Source organism: Rhizobium rhizoryzae (assembly GCF_011046895.1).
Classification (GTDB): Bacteria; Pseudomonadota; Alphaproteobacteria; order Rhizobiales; family Rhizobiaceae; genus Neorhizobium; species Neorhizobium rhizoryzae.
This window is the reverse complement of sequence record NZ_CP049250.1, coordinates 2047720-2065400: the sequence shown is the minus strand read 5'-3', so window position 1 is coordinate 2065400 and position 17681 is coordinate 2047720. Positions and strand designations below refer to the sequence as shown.

Genomic DNA, 17681 nt, shown 5'->3' with positions numbered 1-17681 from the left:
ATGTACACCTTCGCGCACATTTCAGATGTTCACCTCGGCCCGCTTCCTCGCCTGACAGTGCGCGAACTGGCCTCGAAACGCATCACCGGCTTTATCAACTGGCACCGCAACAGGCGCAAGCATCTGCTTGTGAATACATTGGATCTCCTGTTGAGCGATATCCGCACGAAACAGCCGGACCATCTGATGATCACCGGCGATCTTGTCAATCTCGCAACCTCCATCGAGATCCGGCTGGCGGGCGAATGGCTGCGCAGCATCGGCGATCCACTTGATACGACGGTAGTGCCCGGTAATCACGATGCCTATGTGCCCGGCGCTCACGATCGCTCCGTGCGAGAATGGTATCCGTTCATCGCGGCGGACAATGATCCGAATGACTGGTCCGACGAGGACCACATTTTCCCGACCTATCGCCGCCGCGGACCAATCGCCATCATCGGCTGCTCTACCTCAAATGCGACCCTGCCCTTTTCCGCCAGCGGACTATTCAGCAGCCGGCAGGCCCGCGAAACCGTCAATCTCCTGCGCAAGGCGGGAGAAGAAGGTCTGTTTCGCGTCGTGATGATCCACCATCCACCCATTCGCGGCGCGGCCGCTTCCCACAAGCGCATGCTGGGCATTCGCCGTTTCAATGCAGCAATCTCCACCGGCGGCGCAGAGCTTGTCCTCCACGGCCACACGCATCTCAATACACTCTACCATTTGAAGACACATGCAGGCAGCGTGCCGGTTGTCGGCATCGCTTCAGCCTCGCAGGGGCCGGGTGGACATAAACCTCCGGCCGCCTATAATTTCTTCACATTGTCGGGCCAACCTGGTTCCTGGAACCTTGCATGTGATCGGTTCGGACTGACACAGGAAGCGGATGCCATTGCTCACGAGCAACGACGTGTTCTTTACGGAACACCGGCACCACTTCCGGAGCCACCACCTCTCGAACTAGAACTGTAGCCAGTTTGGCGAAAGCCTTGGCCTGTAGTGATAATTCGGAAACTTTGACGATTGACAGATTCGGTACCAAGGAATTCATGGACGTAAAGCCAAACAACACGGACATTCGACGGGACCTCGTTTCCCTGCTGCCCCGTTTGCGGCGTTTTGCCCTTGTTCTTGCGCAGAACGGGGCGAAGGCGGATGAGCTTGTGTCCAAGGTGTGCGGTCAGGCTCTGCTGAAGGCACCGTTCCAGGATGCGGAAGACCGGCTGGATCTGCGCCTGTTCGGCGCAATCTGCTCCCTGTGGCGAACGGAAATCCGCAAGAAGAAGGCATCCAACGAGACAGTCGTCTGCCTCCATTCCGCGGCTACCAGTTCACCACAATTGCCGATGATCCTCTCCGCGGAACTGGCTGCGGCCTTTCTGCTCTGTGCGGTCGAAGAACTGTCCTATCGCGAAGCGGCAGCGGTCATGGCAACGACGGAGGACAGCATTGCGGAGACGGTTCTGGCCGCCAGACGCGAACTTGCCATTGTCACCGAAAGCGAAGCGGAGCGCCGAGCCTGATGTCCGACAATCTGCGCCAGCCCTCGCTCGATGCCCGTTTGTCCGCCATGCTGGATGGAGAAGTGACTGAGGCGGAGAAGTCTGAACTGGATGACATTCTCGCGAATGATCCAAATGCAAAACTGACCTCGGACAAACTCAGGCAAGCCACAGAACACGGTCGAACGCTGTTCAATGAAATGCTGAAAGAGCCGGTTTCGCTCAGCCTCGTCAGAAGCATCAAGACAGCACCGGAAGGCCGTCGCGCCTTGCGTTTTCCGAAGCAGGAAACCGTTCGGCAAAAGCTCAAGCCTACCTACCGTCTCGCGATCACCTCGTCCGTCATTATGTTCGCGCTCGGCGCAGCGGCCGGCTACATGGTCGGCGCCCCGTCCCACATGATGACCTATGCGGATATCGCGGGCGATCCAAGCAAAGCCTGGCTGGATGATGTTGCGTCTCACTACCGGCTCTTTTCCCGCCAGTCGCGACATCTAGTAGAAATTCCGGCGAACGAATCCGCGCATATCGTCGAATGGTTGATGGCGACCACGGGCATTTCATTTCGCATTCCCGATCTCACTTCGGAAAAGCTCGTCTTCATGGGTGCTCGCCTGTTTTCGGCAGGCGGAAGGCCGGTGGGGGAACTGATCTACCAGAACCGGGATGGCGAGGTTATCGCCATATGCTTCACCAAATTCATTTCGCCCATGCCGGAAAAAGACATGCGCGAGAGCATTCGAGACGATATCGGAATGGTGACCTGGCAGGGCTTGCAGGCAAGCTACGTGCTGACTGGCCCCTCTTCCGATGCCGATCTGGAGGGCTTGGCGACAAAGATCGCCGGCATTATCTAACAACAGTATTCATTCGAAAAGCGCCCGGGTTAGAAGCCCGGGCGCTTTCCATATCAGCTATTCGCCAGAACGCGGTTCGCAGCGGAGACGATCGCCTCGAGCGAAGCCGTCACGATATTGGTGTTGATGCCCGCACCGAACAGTTTACCCCCATCGTACTCCATCTCGACATAGGCGATGGCGGACGCATTCGAGCCATGCTGGAGGGAGTGCTCGGAATAATCCGCCACCGACAGTTCCTTGCCGAGATAGATCGATAGAGCATTGATGAAGCCGTCGATCGGTCCAGTACCCTTGCCTTCGATCCGCTTGGTCTCGCCATTATCGGTGATTTCAGCCGCAACGATCCGGATCCCTCTCTGGTCGGTTCCGGCCGGATAGGTGTGGTGATCCACGAACTTGATGCGGCCTTCCGGCTGATCGACATACCGCTCGATAAAGCGCTCGTAGATACGCTTGGAGGGCAGCTCCTTGCCTTCTTCGTCTGTGATCCGCTGGATATCCTCGCGAAATTCGACCTGCAGATTGCGTGGCAGATTGATGCCGTAATCCTGGGAAAGGATATAAGCGATGCCACCCTTGCCTGATTGCGAGTTGATGCGAATGATCGCTTCGTAGGTACGGCCCACGTCCTGCGGATCGATCGGCAGGTAAGGCACTTCCCACACCGGCGAATTGGCCTGCTTGATCGCCTTCATCCCCTTGTTGATCGCATCCTGGTGAGAGCCTGAGAAGGCGGTATAGACCAGCTCGCCAACATAAGGATGACGCTCAGGGATCGTCATCTCGTTTGAATATTCGTAGACCGCTTTGATGCGCTCGATATCGGTGCAATCCAGCTCGGGATCGACGCCTTGCGTATACATGTTCAGCGCCAGGGCCACGACATCCACGTTGCCGGTGCGCTCGCCATTGCCGAACAGCGTGCCTTCCACGCGGTCGGCACCGGCCATCAGGCCCAGCTCCGTTGCGGCGATGCCCGTGCCGCGGTCATTGTGCGGGTGCAGGGAGATGATGACATTCTCGCGGTTGTCGATATTGCGGCACATCCACTCGATCTGGTCCGCATAGATGTTGGGCGTTGCCATCTCAACCGTGGAAGGCAGGTTGAGGATCAGCTTGTTCTCAGCCGTCGGCTTCACTTCGGCAATCACGGCATTGCAGATTTCCAGCGCCACTTCCAGCTCCGTTCCGGTGAAGCTTTCCGGCGAATATTCGAAGCGATAACCACCATTCTCGCTGCTGGAGGCCTTTGAAGACATGTCCATGATCATCTTGGCAGCATCGACGGCGATCTGCTTGATGCCATGCACATCCTTTGCGAACACGACGCGCCGCTGCAATTCGGACGTGGAATTGTAGAAATGGATGATCGGCTTGTAGGCACCTTCTAAGGATTCGAAGGTGCGGGTAATCAGTTCCGGGCGGCACTGGACCAGCACCTGCAGGGACACATCCCGAGGCACACCGCCTTCTTCCACGCACCAGCGGGCGAAATCGAAATCCGTCTGCGAGGCGGAGGGGAAACCAATCTCGATTTCCTTGAAGCCCATGTCCAACAGGAGCTTGAACATGCGCGCCTTGCGATCATGACCCATCGGGTTGACGAGCGACTGATTGCCGTCGCGCAAATCGACGGAGCACCAGATCGGCGCCTTGTCGATGACCTTGGACGGCCATGTGCGATCCGGAATATTGATCGTGGGGTACGGGCGGTACTTGCGGGATGCATCCGGCATTCCCCGGCTCTGACCCGTGGCCTGGCTCGATGTCGCGGCTTGCGTTGCGGGAGTATTGGCAGTCATTCGTCTTCTCCTTCGCGTCCAGCGTCACGCTTATGGCATCAGCCTGTTACAGCGTTGAAACACTGGATCAAGGCCTCTATCGAGGCTTTCGGTCTTCAAATCATGGATTTTGTGAAAAGGAGCTCTAGCCGGCAGGCTCTTTCGGCCGCCGGGCGCTCCTTAACGGACCCGGCAACCGCCGATAAGGCCGAGAAGAAGAAGCGAGTTTAGGGCAGCAGAAGACGCGCGGTGTGCCATCTGGCCCGCGACGCAAGAAGTCGGAAATGTGCTGCCCGTGATCTTCATGGAGAATTTGATACCGTGGGATGCGATGTTGCGCAAGATGGGTTGCGCCCTCAGTGACCATTTTGCTGAACGAAGCGTCGCAGACCCAACATAAACGCACCTGCGACGAGGCCCCAGAAGGCTCCGGAAACACCCATGAAAGCGGTACCGGACGCCGTAACCAGAAAGGTAATCGCCGCAGCCTCACGGTGATCCGCATCGCGGAAAGCAGCCTGCGCCGAGCTGGAAAAGGCGCCGACCAGCGCAAGCCCCGCCACGGCCTGCAAAAGGATCGGTGGAGCAAAAGCGACAAAGGCGATGATGGCGGAAGCCAGAAGTCCGAACAGTATATAGCCAATCCCGCCGATGATCGCCGACCAGTAGCGCCGTTTTGGATCCGGATGCGCCTCATCGCTGGCGCACATGGCCGCAGTGATAGCCGCCAGATTGACCGGAACCGCACCGAACAGCGCCGCCACCAACGAAAACACGCCTGTCGAGGCAAACAGCGGACCGGGCGCAGGCTCGTATCCATAGACTTTGAGAATGGCGATGCCGGGAATGTTTTGCGAGGCCATGGTCACGACAAACAATGGAATGGCGACGGAGACGAAGCCATGCCAGGTGAAGGTCGGCATCACCGGAACGAGCGTCGGATGAATGGAACTGCCCAGTTTTGAGAGCATGTCCGGCGGCAGGTCCACGCCGAACACAAGCACCAGCGCAAAGGCGCCGAGGGCCGCAGGCACCGCCCAGAGCCGCTTCCACATGAGAAACACCATCCAGGTTCCGACGATCGGCAGCCCAAGCCAGGGGTTGAATGCGATAGCCTTGACCGGTGCAAGGCAGAGGCTGAGCAGGATGCCGGCCAGCATGGCATTGGCAAGCGAAGCGGGTATCATGCGCATGGCCTTGCCGAGCGGCTGAAACAGGCCCGACAGGATGATGAGAACCGCACACATGACGAAGGCACCAGCCGCAGCGGAGAAGCCACCCTCGATCATGCCGACGCTGGTGAGAAGAGCCGCGCCGGGAGTGGACCAGGCGCAACTGATCGGCATACGCTTCCAGAGCGGGAAGATGATGCCGAGCAATCCCATCAAAGCTGCCAGCACGAAAAGCGCGGACGCCACCTGATCCGGCGCCGCCCCCATGGCTGTCAGCCCCTGCATGATGACGGCGAAGGAACTGATGAAGCCGACAAAGGCAACCAGCGTCCCCATGATGGTGGCCTGGATGGAAAAGTCTTTCAGCATGGCATGCAATCCGCGGCAGTGAATCCGTATCGGAAGTCACACCAGATTGCAGCGATGCGAGCAAGCTTATTGCGGGGTAATTCAGTTCTCTGAGCAGATTCTCTGAAAGCCGCCCAAAATCCAAGAATCCTTGAGGTTTGCCTGCTTTGCCTCTTGCCTTCTGCCCCCCTTTTGCATAAGCCCCCAGCCGACGCATTCGGGGCGTCCCGTTCACTTCCGCCGGAAACGGCTGGGTTCACGAAGGATGAAGCCTTGATCCAGACTCCCTATTACCTCATCGACAAGTCAAAGCTCCTGCGCAACATGGAGAAGATCGCGACCTTGCGCGAACTGTCCGGCGCCAAGGCTTTGCTGGCGCTGAAATGCTTTGCCACATGGTCCGTCTTCGACTTCATGCGCAACTACATGGACGGCACCACCTCATCCTCCTTGAATGAGGTGCGCCTTGGCCATGAGCGGTTCGGCAAGGAAACACACGCCTATTCGGTTGCCTATGCCGATTACGAGATCGACGAAGTCGTCTCTCATGCCGACAAGATCATCTTCAACACGATTGGTCAGCTGCAACGCTTCGAGAAGCAGTCTGCCGGCATCATTCGTGGCCTGCGGCTGAACCCCGGCGTGTCTTCGTCGAGCTTCGATCTGGCAGATCCCGCCCGCCCCTTCTCGCGGCTCGGCGAATGGGACCTGAGACAGGTCGAACCAGTGATGGACCTCATCACCGGCTTCATGATTCATAACAATTGCGAAAACGGCGACTTCGATCTGTTCGACAAGATGCTCGGCCAGATCGAAGAAAAGTTCGGCCCCCTGCTGAAGAAGGCCGAGTGGGTGAGCCTCGGTGGTGGCATTCATTTCACCGGCGAGAACTATCCGCTGGAAAAGTTCGCCGAGCGCCTGAAGCGCTTCTCCGGTGAGTACGGAGTACAGGTCTATCTGGAGCCCGGCGAGGCCTCCATTACAAAATCGACGACGCTGGAAGTCACCGTTCTCGACAAGCTCTACAACGGCAAGAACCTTGTCGTGGTGGATTCGTCCATCGAGGCACACTTGCTGGATCTTCTGATCTATCGCGAGAATGCCAAGGTTCATCCCAACCAGGGGCCACATCGTTACATGGTCTGCGGCAAGTCCTGCCTGGCCGGCGATATTTTCGGCGAGTTCGATTTCCCGAACGAGTTGAATGTCGGCGACCGCATTTCGATCCAGGACACCGCCGGTTACACGATGGTCAAGAAAAACTGGTTTAACGGCGTGAAAATGCCGGCAATCGCCATCCGTGAACTGGATGGCAGCCTCAGGACGGTCCGTGAATTTTCTTACACGGACTACGAAGAAAGCCTTTCCTGAAATACCTCAGGTTGGTCTCTGACGATTGGACATAGGAGTTGGTCCCTATCATGAGAAAGAACGTGCTCATCATCGGCGCGGGCGGCGTCGCGCAGGTCGTAGCGCATAAATGTGCGCAGAATAACGACGTGCTGGGCGATCTCCATATCGCATCCCGCACCAAGTCGAAGTGCGACGCGATCATCGCGAGCGTACACGAAAAGAAGGCGATGAAGCAGGCGGGCATTCTGGAAGCCCACGCGCTCAACGCCCTCGATATCGAAGCCACCAAGGCGCTGATTACCAAGCTTGGCATTCAGATCGTCATCAATGTCGGCACAGCCTTCCTGAACATGTCCGTCCTGCGGGCCTGCATGGATACGGGCGCTGCCTACATCGATACGGCCATTCACGAAGAGCCGAACAAGATCTGCGAAACGCCGCCGTGGTACGGTAACTACGAATGGAAGCGCGCCGCCGAATGCGAGGAAAAAGGCATTACCGCCATCCTCGGCGCCGGCTTCGACCCGGGCGTCGTCAATGCCTATGCCAAGCTGGCCAAGGACGAGTATCTCGACAAGGTCACCGACGTGGATATCGTCGACATCAATGCTGGCAGCCACGGCAAGTATTTCGCTACGAACTTCGATCCGGAAATCAACTTCCGTGAGTTCACCGGCGTCGTTTACTCCTGGCAGAAGGGTGAGTGGCAGGTAAACAAGATGTTCGAGATCGGCAAGGAATATGACCTGCCGGTCGTGGGCAAGCGCAAGGCCTATCTCTGCGGCCATGACGAAGTCCATTCGCTGGCCAAGAACATGGATGGCGCAGACGTGCGCTTCTGGATGGGCTTCGGCGATCACTACATCAACGTGTTCACGGTCCTGAAGTCGATCGGTCTTCTCTCCGAACAGCCGGTGAAGCTGGCCGATGGCTCCGAAGTCGTTCCCCTCAAGGTCGTCAAGGCCTGCCTGCCGGATCCGGCATCGCTCGCACCAGAGTATGAAGGCAAGACCTGCATCGGTGACTATGTGAAAGGCTTGAAGGACGGCAAGGAAAAGACCGTCTTCATCTACAACGTAGCAGACCACAAGGAAGCCTATAACGAAGTAGGCAGCCAGGGCATTTCCTACACCGCTGGCGTTCCGCCGGTCGCAGCAGCCATGCTGGTTGCCACAGGTGAGTGGGACGTCAAGAAGATGGCGAACGTGGAAGAGCTTGCTCCGAAGCCCTTCATCAACCTTCTGAACAAGATCGGCTTGCCGACTCGCATTCAGGATGAGAACGGCGATCGCGCTGTCGAATTCTGAAACGTCACGCCGTGAGCGTATTCATCGATCCGCCGGAGCAATTCGGCGGATTTTTTTCTACCCGGTTCTATGCAATACGACGGGAGAGATAGGCGGGAAAATCGCGCATATCCTGAAGCAGGATGATCCTTTCAGGCGCCACGAACGGCTGCGATACCGGACCGCCGATGACAATATCCGCATGGGCCGGAACTGTCGCATGCAGGCCGGCAAGGATTTTCTCGAACGCCCGGTACGCCAGGGAGATACTGCTGAGACAAACGCATCGGGCGCCATGGCGCTCTGCCGCATGCGCGATCTCCATGACGGAGAGATTTGGGCCAAGGTACAGCACGTTCCAGCCGGCTTGCCTGGCGAGGACTGCGGCGCAAAGCGCGCCGATTTCATGCGCTTCACCCTCCGGCGTCGTGGCGATGATGAGAGGCGCAGACGAACAGGGGGCCTCACAAAGATCGAGGCTGTCGAGCAACAGCTTCTTGATCTGCATGCTGGCAAAGTGTTCATCGGCAACCGACAACCGGCCTTCAGCCCACAACGCACCCACCAGGTTCATGAGGGGTGAAACCGTTGTGAAAATAAAGTCTTCCGTCTCCTGAACACGTCGGCGATCGGCCAGCCAGAGCGCGAAATCCGCGAACCTGCCGACACGAAGAAGTTCAACCCCGGGACGCAGCGCGTTTCGGAGCACGACATCCTGTGTCATGGATTGCAGATCCTTCGCGTCCAGTCCGACAAGCGTACTGATGCGGTAGCCAGCATCAATGCAGAGTTTGAGGGATCGAAGCCGCTCGGCATGGCGCAGGGTATAAGTATGGGGCTTCAGTTTTGCGCTGATAAAGTCGGTCAAACCATAGCGCTCTTCCCATACGCGTATCTGACGACTGGATAGGCCGGCATGCCGTGCCGTATCAGCAAGATTTAAAAGAGTTTGGTCAACATCTTCGGTCAACACGTCGAATCATCCGCCGTAATACTTTCGGCGAGTATGGAATGTTTCCCGCGATACACAACAATTAAGGTTGAAAAGATAAAACGAATAAAACCTGAGCAAGTAATAGATGTGCGCCACAAGTATTTCTGACTATGGCACACATCTTGATATCGAGCCGAGACCCGAAGTGGTTTAGCGCGGGCGCACAGCCTTCTTCGGCATGGGCAGCAGACCTTCGCGCTGCATCTGCTTCTTCACAAGCTTGCGATGGCGGCGAACGGCTTCTGCTTCTTCGCGAACACGACGCTCTGAAGGCTTCTCGTAGGAAGTCCGGGCGCGCATCTCGCGGAAGATGCCTTCACGCTGCATGCGCTTCTTGAGCACACGAAGCGCCTGTTCGACGTTGTTGTCTCTGACGATGACCTGCAAGATGGCTCCTTGGTGCAGACGTACTGCTACTTCTTGATTTTCATTGAATTGAGGTTGATCCAGCCGGACGCAGGCTTGCGCTCTTCACCGGCTTTCGGTGGTTGCTTCCCGGAAATGGACAGGGACGCGTCAATGTCATCTTCGCCGACGGTGCGGTCGAAGTTTTCCTCATTGAACCGAACACGGTAGCGCGTTGGCCCACCACTTTGAGATTCGGGCTGGACCGATATGATGCGCCCCTCGCCCTGCGCTTGGCCGGAAGGACCTGCCTTCAGAACGATGCGATCACCAGCTATGTAGCGGTTTCTCGCCACGGCACTCTCCTTCTGCATTCCATGGGCTGAACAAAAACAAAAGGCCGGGATGAACCCGACCTCATAATGCTTCCTGCTCCCAACGCCAGTACATCCGTGGTCGAAAAGAGCAGCAATCAGCCAGCAAACCCGTGCACATGATGCGCGACGAGCAGATCAGGTCTAAGATAACAGATGCCCGATCCTCAAACGGGATGGGCAATCGGAAATCAAGCAGCCTGAAGGTTGTCTGCAGAGCTCTTGCCAGAACGACGGTCCTGGACGATTTCGAAGCTTACCTTCTGGCCTTCGACCAGAGTGCGCATGCCAGCGCGCTCAACAGCCGAGATGTGGACGAAAACGTCCGCATTGCCGTTCTCAGGCTGAATGAAGCCGAAACCCTTGGTGGTGTTGAAAAACTTGACTGTGCCGATGTTCATAACGATTTCCTTTCATCAAATCGTTGTAGGACCCGCGATACCTTGCGGGCAAAGATCGAAGATTTGAGAGGAAATCTGACGAGAGCATAAAGCTCCGGGACGACGTCACAAGCAATTGTCGATAGCCTGAGGGTACGCTGTTATTGGATATATTCAACCTCAGGGGCTGTATTTATTTGCAGGCCCACACAAAAATGAAGGTAACTAGCTGAAATCAAATCTTTAAAATTTCGATTCAGTTGAACTCGACGGCGTCGCGTGACGGCTTTCTCATCAAATTCTAACCCGGCTGTCAGGCAGCCGGGCCTTCTTCTCAGCTTCATCGATCACGGAAGCACTCAGGAAGCACGGCGCAGCGAGAAGGACCCTGCGCTGGCGACGACCGGCTTTGACTGCCGCGCTATTGCGCCCTTGTCATCACGGCCTTGGTTGAGCTGGAACCTGCCAACCATGCTGCTGAGCAGGTTGGAGTCAGCGGCCAGAGAATTGCTGATCAACGTGGTTTCCTCCACCATCGATGCGTTCTTCTGGGTCATTTGATCGATGGAATTGACCGCATCGCTGATCTCCGAAAGACCGACCGCCTGCTCTCGCGACGCCGTGGTAATGGCCTCTACCTTGGCATCGATTTCCCCGACAAATGTTTCAATCTGCTGCAAGGCTCCGCCCGTCTCGACAACCAGTTGCACGCCAGCGGCAACCTCTGTTTTCGACTTCGCGATAAGGGCATTGATTTCCTTCGCCGCCGTTGCCGAGCGTTGGGCAAGGTCGCGAACCTCTTGGGCCACGACAGCAAAGCCCTTGCCGGCCTCGCCGGCACGCGCAGCTTCGACACCTGCATTCAGCGCAAGGAGATTGGTCTGGAAGGCAATCTGGTCGATCACATCAACAATCTTGCCGATCTCGCCAGATGCACCTTCGATACGTTTCATCGCGTCGATTGCATCGGCAACAACACCGCTGGACTTCGATGTGCATGTCCGCGCATCCCGCACCAGATTGCGCGTTTCAGCCGTACGCTCCACGGACGCCTTCACCGTCGAGGTTACCTCTTCAAGCGAGGCAGCCGTCTGTTCCAGCGCGGCAGCCTGTTGCTCCGTGCGCTTTGAGAGGTTGTTTGCGGCCTCGTTCATCGCCATGGCATTGTCGTTGATCTGACCGGTCTTCAGAAGAACCTGCTCAATCGTTTCCTGGAAGGTCGCGATGGAATTGTTGAAATCAGTCCTCAATGCTTCGAATTGGACGGCAAATTCCTCATCAAGCGGCTTTGAGATGTTGCACTCTGCCAGACAGCGCAGCCCGGCACCCAGGCTGTCGACGACCTGTTTCAGTTGGGCCGCCTCGGCGACACGCTGGCGCTCCTGAAGCGCCCTCGCCTCGTCGGACAGGATACGACCAGCCTCCATTTCTTCGCGAAGCCGCTTGCGCTCCAGCGCGGCCGTTCGAAACGTCTGGACCGAGCGCGCCATGTCGCCGATCTCGTCGCCTCGCTGCGCATAGGGAACGTCCTGACTGTAGTCACCAGCAGCAAGACGGCTCATATACCCGCCGATGGCGGTCAGCGGCCCGATGGCACGCATCTTCATGAACCACAGCCCCGCCAGAAAAATGACCAGCGAGAGAATACTGCCGCCGATTGCCAGGTTGCTGAACTTGGTGTCTGCATCCGCTGCGGCTGCTTCCGTGGCCTTCATCCATGTATTGGACATGTCAACGAGGCGAATGACAGCGGCCTGATGGTCACGGAAGGTCTTTTGCAAGGCATCGAAGCTTTTGTGTGCGGCCTCGACATCCGCGCCAGAGGCAAGCACGGCAAAGCTGCTGTCGAGCTGTTTCCAGAAAAGATCGCCTTTGACCAGGACTTCATTGAGAAGATATCCTTTAAGATCAGCCGGGAGGCTCGAATCCTTCCAGATTTTCCGCCGGTCCTCGTAGTCTTGCCTGAGCTTGTTGACCTTCTTGACGTTCTCGGAAAGGTCATCGCGATGGATAACGACCTCCGTTGCCAGTCCATAGGCCTCAACCAGGTAGAGAGGTGGCGGCAAGATATCCGCGACGAGATCCTTTCCATCGACGATCTGATTGAAGACTGGTCCTCCAACCTTCAACTCGCCAAGCGCAAGACGCTGCACGCCAAATGAACTAACAATACCTGTCGTTACAATAATGCCAAACAAAACGGTCATGCGAGAGATGGTCAAGGTGAACATGAAAATCCTCATCGGCGCGATGGACCTGTTATGATGCCTCCATCCCGGCATTTCTTCTGAATCCAAAAATATGCATACACTTATTAACGCAATCTATATTGCTCTAATTGACTTAAGAATAGACTACACCTCAGCGAGTACAGAAATGCACCTGCAATCAAATTTTTTGTAATCCGCGAAGTTGTTAGCGCTACCAGGATTTTTACTCAGATTTCCTGCATAGATTGTCTTTGACCGCTACAGGTAGCATGATCGGCCATCTGTCCGTGCATGATCATCGACGGGACATCCAGCAGTATGAGTGATTGCTAACTTATTGAAAGACGTATCGTACCCTAAAAGACCCGCGAATTTTTCTGAGCATTTGCCCAAAAAAATTTACTTTGCGGCAAAGAAAAAGCCGCGCCGGATGAGTTCCGGCACGGCTTATGGCAAAATGAGGTCTTGGCGTGAAGGTCAGTCGATCTCGGACTGGCTCTCGACGATGCGGTTGACGAGGCCGTAGGACACGGCATCTTCCGCGCCCAGCCAGTAATCGCGATCGATGTCCTTGGCGATCTTTTCCTCGCTCTGGCCGGTAGCCTTGGCGAAGATCTTGATCAGGCGCTGGTTCATCTTGATGATCTCGCGGGCCTGGATCTCGATATCGGAGACCATGCCGCGCGTACCGCCGGAGGGTTGATGAAGCAGGAAGCGGGTGTTTGGCAGGCAGATACGACGCTCTTTCGGCGCCGCGACATAGATCAAAGCACCGGCAGAGGCTACCCAACCCGTGCCAATCATCCAGACCTTCGGCTTGATGAACTTGATCATGTCATGAATCGAATCGCCCGATTCGACGTGACCGCCGGGGGAGTTCACATAGATGCGAATGTCTTCATCGCTCGCGGCAGCCAGCGCAACAAGCTGGGTGCAGACCTTCTGGGCCAGTTCCTGGGTAATCGGGCCATAAATGAAGATCGAACGCGACTTGAAAAGATTCGCCTCCGTTTCCTTGCCGAGTGGCAATTCCTTCGTCTTGTCGTCTTCATTCTCGTCGTTCATCGAACAGTCTCCAGAGTGAATTTGCTCTCCCCGGACATAATGTGTTCGCGCGCACAAAACAATCAGCCAGCGACGTTATGATGAATATGGCCTTCGTCATTTTACGCATAGACAACTTTTTAGGCAGTGCCTAATCTTGCGCCGAACGCAATGAAAACCGTTGCGCCGCGCATTTTGAAGGGGAACATTCATGTTCAAACGTCTTTCACTGGCCGTCGCCATGTCGACTGTGGCCGCCGTCCCGGCATTCGCACATCTGGATCCACTGGAACATGGATCGATTGCGGCGGGGCTGTCTCACCCCCTCTTTGGAGCAGACCATGTTCTGGCCATGGTGGCGGTTGGCCTCTGGGCGGCCCAGATCGCAACGGATCCGAACCGTCGACAGGCTCTGTGGCTTGTTCCCGCTGCCTTCGTGGCCATGATGGTTCTGGGCTTCGGCCTGGCGGTAGCAGGTGCGCCCCTTCCCTTCGTCGAGCCGGCAATCCTTGCCTCTGTCATGGGCCTCGGCCTTTTGGTGGCCCTGGCTGTGCGCGTGCCCGTCGCCGCATCTGCCGCTGTCGTCGGCATATTCGCGCTCTTCCATGGTTACGCGCATGGTGGTGAATTGGGGTCCGCAGCGGCACTTCAGTTCGGCCTGGGCTTTGCGGTCGCAACGGCCTTCCTGCACCTCATCGGCGTCGGGCTGGGCATGAGGACCGCACGCTTGGCTCCCGCCATCGGTCGCTTCGCAGGCGCGGCAACAGCACTTGCCGGTCTTTCGCTTGCCTTTGGCGGCTGAAGTACGGCTCTCTTACCAAGATTTAAGCTTCGGGCCTGCTGACAAGGCCCGAATTTCTCCCTACTTCCTCCTCATGGCTTTCGTGAAACGAGCCTTGAGGAGCCGACCATGTCACCTGAAGAACGCCAACTTCTGACTGAACTGTTTCAACGAGTCCGAGGCGCCACTGCTACGCCGCGTGACCCGGAAGCGGAAACGCTGATCGCGGATGCCGTTCGTCAGGAACCGGCGTCACCCTACTATCTGGCACAGGCCGTCATCGTGCAGGAGAAGGGGCTCGAAGCCGCATCCAAACGGATCTCAGAACTTGAGGCCCAAGTCCGTCAGTTGCAGGAGCAGCAGGCAGCGGCACCGCGCGAAACGGAGCAGCGTGGCGGCTTTCTCAGCTCCATCTTCGGCTCCAGCCAGCCGCCACAACCGCCCGCACAATCACGACAACAGCCATCGCCCCGTCCCTACAATGGGGCACCAAGCGGCCCGTGGGGTCAGTCGCTCGAAGTGCAGCAGCAACCGGCCTATGGACAACCGGGAGCGATGGCACCATCCGGCCCTTGGTCAACGGGCGCATCTGCACCAGCTATGCGGCCGCCATCGGCAGGCAGCAGCTTCCTGACAGGCGCGCTTGGCACGGCCGCTGGAGTTGCAGGCGGCATGCTTCTGGCCAACTCACTCAGCGGGATCTTCAGTCATCACATGAGCGGTCTTGGCCTCGCCTCTCCCGCAGCCGAAGGTTTCGGCAGCAACCCGATCGAAGAAACCACGGTCATCAACAACTACTATGGCGACGCTGCTCCGACCCAGCCCGATCCAATTCCGGCGCAGGCTGATCCGACACCGGACAATGACTTTCAGCAGGCATCCTACGACGATAGCAATGATGACTGGAGTGCCGATGATGGTGATTCCGGCGGCGACGACAGCAGCTTTGCATGACAGACAAGCCGGGCTCAGCGCCCGGCTTTATTGTTTCACCTCCGTCAACCGTCTTCACCCACGGCCGCGATAGGTCGGTACGCCCTGATCCGGCAACCAGACGCCTTCCGGTGCTGCACCGGTCTGCCAGAAAACATCGATCGGTATTCCGCCGCGTGGATACCAGTATGCGCCGATGCGCAGCCATTTCGGCTCCAGCAGATCAACGATCCGCTTGGCGATGTAGACGGAGCAATCCTCGTGGAAGGCGCCGTGATTGCGGAAAGACGTGAGGAACAGCTTCAGCGATTTCGATTCCATCAGAAAACCGTTCGGGATGTAATCAATCACGATGTGGGCGAAATCCGGCTGCCCGGTCATCGGGCACAGCGATGTGAATTCTGGCGCGGTGAAACGCACGACGAAATCCGTTCCAGCATTGTTATTGGGCACCTTCTCCAGCACCGCCTCTTCCGGGCTGGTTGGCGCGTCCACCTGACGGCCGAGCTGCGACAGCCCGCTGACATCGGTCTTGCTCATCTGACTAACCTTCTATCTGAACCTTGACACCATGTTCACGCTCGCCCTCGGGCTCCACGTGGATGGCCAATGATGCGCCGGGAATAGCCTGCTTGATCGCATCTTCCAAGCGGTCACAAATATCGTGTGCCTGACCGACTGTCATCATGGCCGGTACCACAAGATGAAAATCGATGAAGGCAGCAGCCCCGGCGCGCCGGGTCCTGAGATCATGAACGCCCAGCGCTCCGGCGGAATGGGCGGCAATCGCTTCCTTGATCGCAACCTCTTCTTCCGGCTCAACCGCCTTGTCCATCAGCGCGCCAAGAGAGGAGGTAATCAGTCTGTATCCCTGCCAGAGAATGTTGACCCCCACGATCAGCGCCAGCAGCGGATCAAGGATGGCGTAACCCGTCAGAACTGCCAGTACCAGACCGACGAAGACGCCGCCGGACGTCACCACATCCGACATGACATGATGACCGTCTGCCTTCAGGGCCGGAGAACGGTTCACTGTGCCCACGCGGATGAGAACAGTCGCCCAGACCGCATTGATGACGCCTGCGAAGCCATTGATGCCAAGACCGAGCCATGGCGCTTCCGGCAGCGCGGGCTGCATGATGCCGGCATAGGCTTCCTTCACGATCAGAAGTGCGGCAACCACGATCAGCACGCCCTCCAGAACAGCGGAGATATATTCCGCCTTGTGATGCCCGAACTGGTGGTCGTCATCAGCGGGGCGCTGCGCATACCGAATGACGAAATAGGCGACCACCGCCGCAGTCACATTGACCGATGACTCCAGCCCGTCTGAAAGAAGCGCCACTGACCCCGTAACCCACCAGGCCAGAAGCTTCAGGCCCATGACAGCTAAGGAGAGTGGAATACCCCAGAAGGCAAGGCGCTGAACGAGTGTGTGGTTTGGTTGTGACATCATCTTCTCTGCGTATGCGAATGATTTGCAATAGCCCTGAAACGGCGAAACCGCCGAGGCGTCAGCGCCCGGCGGTTTCTGTTGGAGGTCTCTATCGCTCACTTTTGCGCGGCTGTCAAAGCATCGCGGTGCAGGTCCAGTGGCAGCCTTGAGCGGAAATGTTGGTGGGCATTGCAACAGACATAAATTCGCCACAGGCCGGGTTCTCAGGTCGTAGTCGCTCCAGACAAGTCGAAATCAAGACAGGACGCATATCCCAATGGTAATCATCAGCATTGCAAAAAAAGTTACACTGGTGGTTGGCGCTGCTGTGCTTGGCCTTGGTGTCTATCTTGGCTATCTGCAACTTGTCGGAAATTTCCATGAAGTGCTTCCCGGAAAATTTTATCGCTCCGCGCAGCTTTCTCCCGAAGATCTTGGCAAATACATCGATGAATACAAGATCAAGTCAGTTATAAACCTACGCGGCGGCAACCCCAATGCAGCCTGGTATCGGGCAGAGGAAGCCATGGCAACCGAGCATGGCGCGAAGGAACTTAACTTCGAGATGTCCGCGCGCAAACCGCTGGGGCTGGATCGCACATTTCAATTGCTGGAACTGATGCGCAGTGCGGAAGGTCCGGTGCTGGTTCACTGTCGCAGCGGCGCCGATCGCACGGGCTTTGCCACCGTCCTTTACCTTCAGCAGATCGCCGGTGTGGATGAGGAGACAGCAGAATGGCAACTTTCGCCACTCTTTGGTCACCTGAACCTGCCCTTCCTCAAGGAGTATGCGATGGACGATACCTGGGAAGCCTTCGAGAAAGTCATCGGACTCCACAGCTGATCGAAACAGAAAAGGGGCGAGAAACCGCCCCTTTCCTAAGACAGTGAAGTTGAGGCA

The 17681-nt window shown here is 57.0% G+C and carries 18 protein-coding genes; 8 read left to right on the top strand and 10 right to left on the bottom strand.

Translation table 11 applies throughout. The features are described 5' to 3' along the window. The 3 genes from G6N80_RS15895 (at position 1) to G6N80_RS15885 (ending at position 2341) form a co-directional block, all read left to right on the top strand. Entirely contained in the window at positions 1–954 is a 954-nt protein-coding gene (locus G6N80_RS15895; protein ID WP_062553968.1) for a metallophosphoesterase family protein, read from the top strand. A gap of 77 nt (positions 955–1031) precedes the next feature. Beyond that, on the top strand, positions 1032–1505 hold the full coding sequence (locus tag G6N80_RS15890; RefSeq protein ID WP_156379125.1) for a hypothetical protein: 474 nt from the start codon (positions 1032–1034) through the stop codon (positions 1503–1505). Further along, positions 1505–2341, top strand: a complete 837-nt coding sequence (locus G6N80_RS15885) for an anti-sigma factor family protein (protein WP_165135193.1) — start codon at positions 1505–1507, stop codon at positions 2339–2341. Before G6N80_RS15890 ends, G6N80_RS15885 begins: the two co-directional genes overlap by 1 nt. Positions 2342–2394: 53 nt before the next feature. Here G6N80_RS15885 and leuA read toward each other — a convergent pair whose 3' ends face one another. Both leuA and G6N80_RS15875 read right to left on the bottom strand, forming a co-directional pair. Continuing rightward, positions 2395–4146, bottom strand: coding sequence for a 2-isopropylmalate synthase (leuA, locus tag G6N80_RS15880; protein ID WP_165135190.1), 1752 nt, complete (start codon positions 4144–4146; stop codon positions 2395–2397). Between the two features lie 335 nt (positions 4147–4481). Further along, the gene (locus G6N80_RS15875) at positions 4482–5666 is read right to left on the bottom strand and encodes a benzoate/H(+) symporter BenE family transporter (RefSeq protein ID WP_062553964.1); all 1185 of its coding nucleotides are present in this window, start codon (positions 5664–5666) and stop codon (positions 4482–4484) included. A 252-nt stretch (positions 5667–5918) separates the two neighbouring features. Between G6N80_RS15875 and G6N80_RS15870 the strand changes: the two genes are divergently transcribed. Further along, complete coding sequence (locus G6N80_RS15870) at positions 5919–7016, top strand: carboxynorspermidine decarboxylase (RefSeq protein WP_165135187.1); 1098 nt, start codon at positions 5919–5921, stop codon at positions 7014–7016. Between the two features lie 50 nt (positions 7017–7066). Next, entirely contained in the window at positions 7067–8305 is a 1239-nt protein-coding gene (locus tag G6N80_RS15865; RefSeq protein WP_165135184.1) for a saccharopine dehydrogenase family protein, read from the top strand. A 67-nt stretch (positions 8306–8372) separates the two neighbouring features. On the opposite strand, the gene G6N80_RS15860 is transcribed toward G6N80_RS15865, so the two are convergent. The 6 genes from G6N80_RS15860 to G6N80_RS15835 form a co-directional block, all read right to left on the bottom strand. Continuing rightward, positions 8373–9257 (bottom strand): MerR family transcriptional regulator, encoded by an 885-nt coding sequence (locus tag G6N80_RS15860; RefSeq protein WP_062553962.1) that lies wholly within the window; start codon positions 9255–9257, stop codon positions 8373–8375. A gap of 171 nt (positions 9258–9428) precedes the next feature. Next, the gene (gene rpsU, locus G6N80_RS15855) at positions 9429–9665 is read right to left on the bottom strand and encodes a 30S ribosomal protein S21 (protein WP_062553961.1); all 237 of its coding nucleotides are present in this window, start codon (positions 9663–9665) and stop codon (positions 9429–9431) included. Between the two features lie 26 nt (positions 9666–9691). Further along, complete coding sequence (locus G6N80_RS15850) at positions 9692–9979, bottom strand: hypothetical protein (RefSeq protein ID WP_062554732.1); 288 nt, start codon at positions 9977–9979, stop codon at positions 9692–9694. A gap of 209 nt (positions 9980–10188) precedes the next feature. Next, positions 10189–10398 carry a cold-shock protein gene (locus G6N80_RS15845; protein WP_062553960.1) on the bottom strand — a complete coding sequence of 70 codons (210 nt, stop codon included), beginning with the start codon at positions 10396–10398 and terminating at the stop codon, positions 10189–10191. Positions 10399–10736: 338 nt separating this feature from the next. Further along, positions 10737–12608: a methyl-accepting chemotaxis protein gene (locus G6N80_RS15840; RefSeq protein ID WP_165135181.1), complete on the bottom strand. Its 1872-nt coding sequence runs from the start codon at positions 12606–12608 to the stop codon at positions 10737–10739. A 456-nt stretch (positions 12609–13064) separates the two neighbouring features. Beyond that, complete coding sequence (locus tag G6N80_RS15835) at positions 13065–13652, bottom strand: ATP-dependent Clp protease proteolytic subunit (protein ID WP_165135178.1); 588 nt, start codon at positions 13650–13652, stop codon at positions 13065–13067. A gap of 190 nt (positions 13653–13842) precedes the next feature. On the opposite strand from G6N80_RS15835, the gene G6N80_RS15830 reads away from it, so the two are divergent. Beyond that, positions 13843–14433 (top strand): HupE/UreJ family protein, encoded by a 591-nt coding sequence (locus G6N80_RS15830; RefSeq protein ID WP_062553957.1) that lies wholly within the window; start codon positions 13843–13845, stop codon positions 14431–14433. 108 nt (positions 14434–14541) lie between these two features. Then, positions 14542–15366, top strand: a complete 825-nt coding sequence (locus G6N80_RS15825) for a DUF2076 domain-containing protein (protein ID WP_165135175.1) — start codon at positions 14542–14544, stop codon at positions 15364–15366. A gap of 54 nt (positions 15367–15420) precedes the next feature. Here the strand turns inward: G6N80_RS15825 and queF are convergent, their stop codons facing one another. Together queF and G6N80_RS15815 are read right to left on the bottom strand one after the other, a co-directional pair. Further along, positions 15421–15885 carry a preQ(1) synthase gene (queF, locus tag G6N80_RS15820; RefSeq protein WP_165135172.1) on the bottom strand — a complete coding sequence of 155 codons (465 nt, stop codon included), beginning with the start codon at positions 15883–15885 and terminating at the stop codon, positions 15421–15423. 4 nt (positions 15886–15889) lie between these two features. Beyond that, entirely contained in the window at positions 15890–16798 is a 909-nt protein-coding gene (locus G6N80_RS15815) for a cation diffusion facilitator family transporter (protein ID WP_062554731.1), read from the bottom strand. A gap of 259 nt (positions 16799–17057) precedes the next feature. Here G6N80_RS15815 and G6N80_RS15810 point away from each other — a divergent pair, with 259 nt between their 5' ends. Then, positions 17058–17624 carry a dual specificity protein phosphatase family protein gene (locus tag G6N80_RS15810; RefSeq protein WP_165135169.1) on the top strand — a complete coding sequence of 189 codons (567 nt, stop codon included), beginning with the start codon at positions 17058–17060 and terminating at the stop codon, positions 17622–17624. The last annotated feature ends 57 nt before the right edge of the window (positions 17625–17681 follow it).

What these genes read in the sequence shown, in the direction of transcription:
- G6N80_RS15825 (WP_165135175.1), top strand. Translation starts at nt 14,542, where the DNA reads ATGTCACCTGAAGAACGCCAACTTCTGACTGAACTGTTTCAACGAGTC.
- G6N80_RS15845 (WP_062553960.1), bottom strand. Translation starts at nt 10,398, where the DNA reads ATGAACATCGGCACAGTCAAGTTTTTCAACACCACCAAGGGTTTCGGC.
- leuA (WP_165135190.1), bottom strand. Translation starts at nt 4,146, where the DNA reads ATGACTGCCAATACTCCCGCAACGCAAGCCGCGACATCGAGCCAGGCC.
- G6N80_RS15895 (WP_062553968.1), top strand. Translation starts at nt 1, where the DNA reads ATGTACACCTTCGCGCACATTTCAGATGTTCACCTCGGCCCGCTTCCT.
- queF (WP_165135172.1), bottom strand. Translation starts at nt 15,885, where the DNA reads ATGAGCAAGACCGATGTCAGCGGGCTGTCGCAGCTCGGCCGTCAGGTG.
- G6N80_RS15875 (WP_062553964.1), bottom strand. Translation starts at nt 5,666, where the DNA reads ATGCTGAAAGACTTTTCCATCCAGGCCACCATCATGGGGACGCTGGTT.
- G6N80_RS15830 (WP_062553957.1), top strand. Translation starts at nt 13,843, where the DNA reads ATGTTCAAACGTCTTTCACTGGCCGTCGCCATGTCGACTGTGGCCGCC.
- G6N80_RS15835 (WP_165135178.1), bottom strand. Translation starts at nt 13,652, where the DNA reads ATGAACGACGAGAATGAAGACGACAAGACGAAGGAATTGCCACTCGGC.
- G6N80_RS15890 (WP_156379125.1), top strand. Translation starts at nt 1,032, where the DNA reads ATGGACGTAAAGCCAAACAACACGGACATTCGACGGGACCTCGTTTCC.
- G6N80_RS15810 (WP_165135169.1), top strand. Translation starts at nt 17,058, where the DNA reads ATGGTAATCATCAGCATTGCAAAAAAAGTTACACTGGTGGTTGGCGCT.
- G6N80_RS15885 (WP_165135193.1), top strand. Translation starts at nt 1,505, where the DNA reads ATGTCCGACAATCTGCGCCAGCCCTCGCTCGATGCCCGTTTGTCCGCC.
- G6N80_RS15865 (WP_165135184.1), top strand. Translation starts at nt 7,067, where the DNA reads ATGAGAAAGAACGTGCTCATCATCGGCGCGGGCGGCGTCGCGCAGGTC.
- G6N80_RS15815 (WP_062554731.1), bottom strand. Translation starts at nt 16,798, where the DNA reads ATGTCACAACCAAACCACACACTCGTTCAGCGCCTTGCCTTCTGGGGT.
- G6N80_RS15840 (WP_165135181.1), bottom strand. Translation starts at nt 12,608, where the DNA reads ATGTTCACCTTGACCATCTCTCGCATGACCGTTTTGTTTGGCATTATT.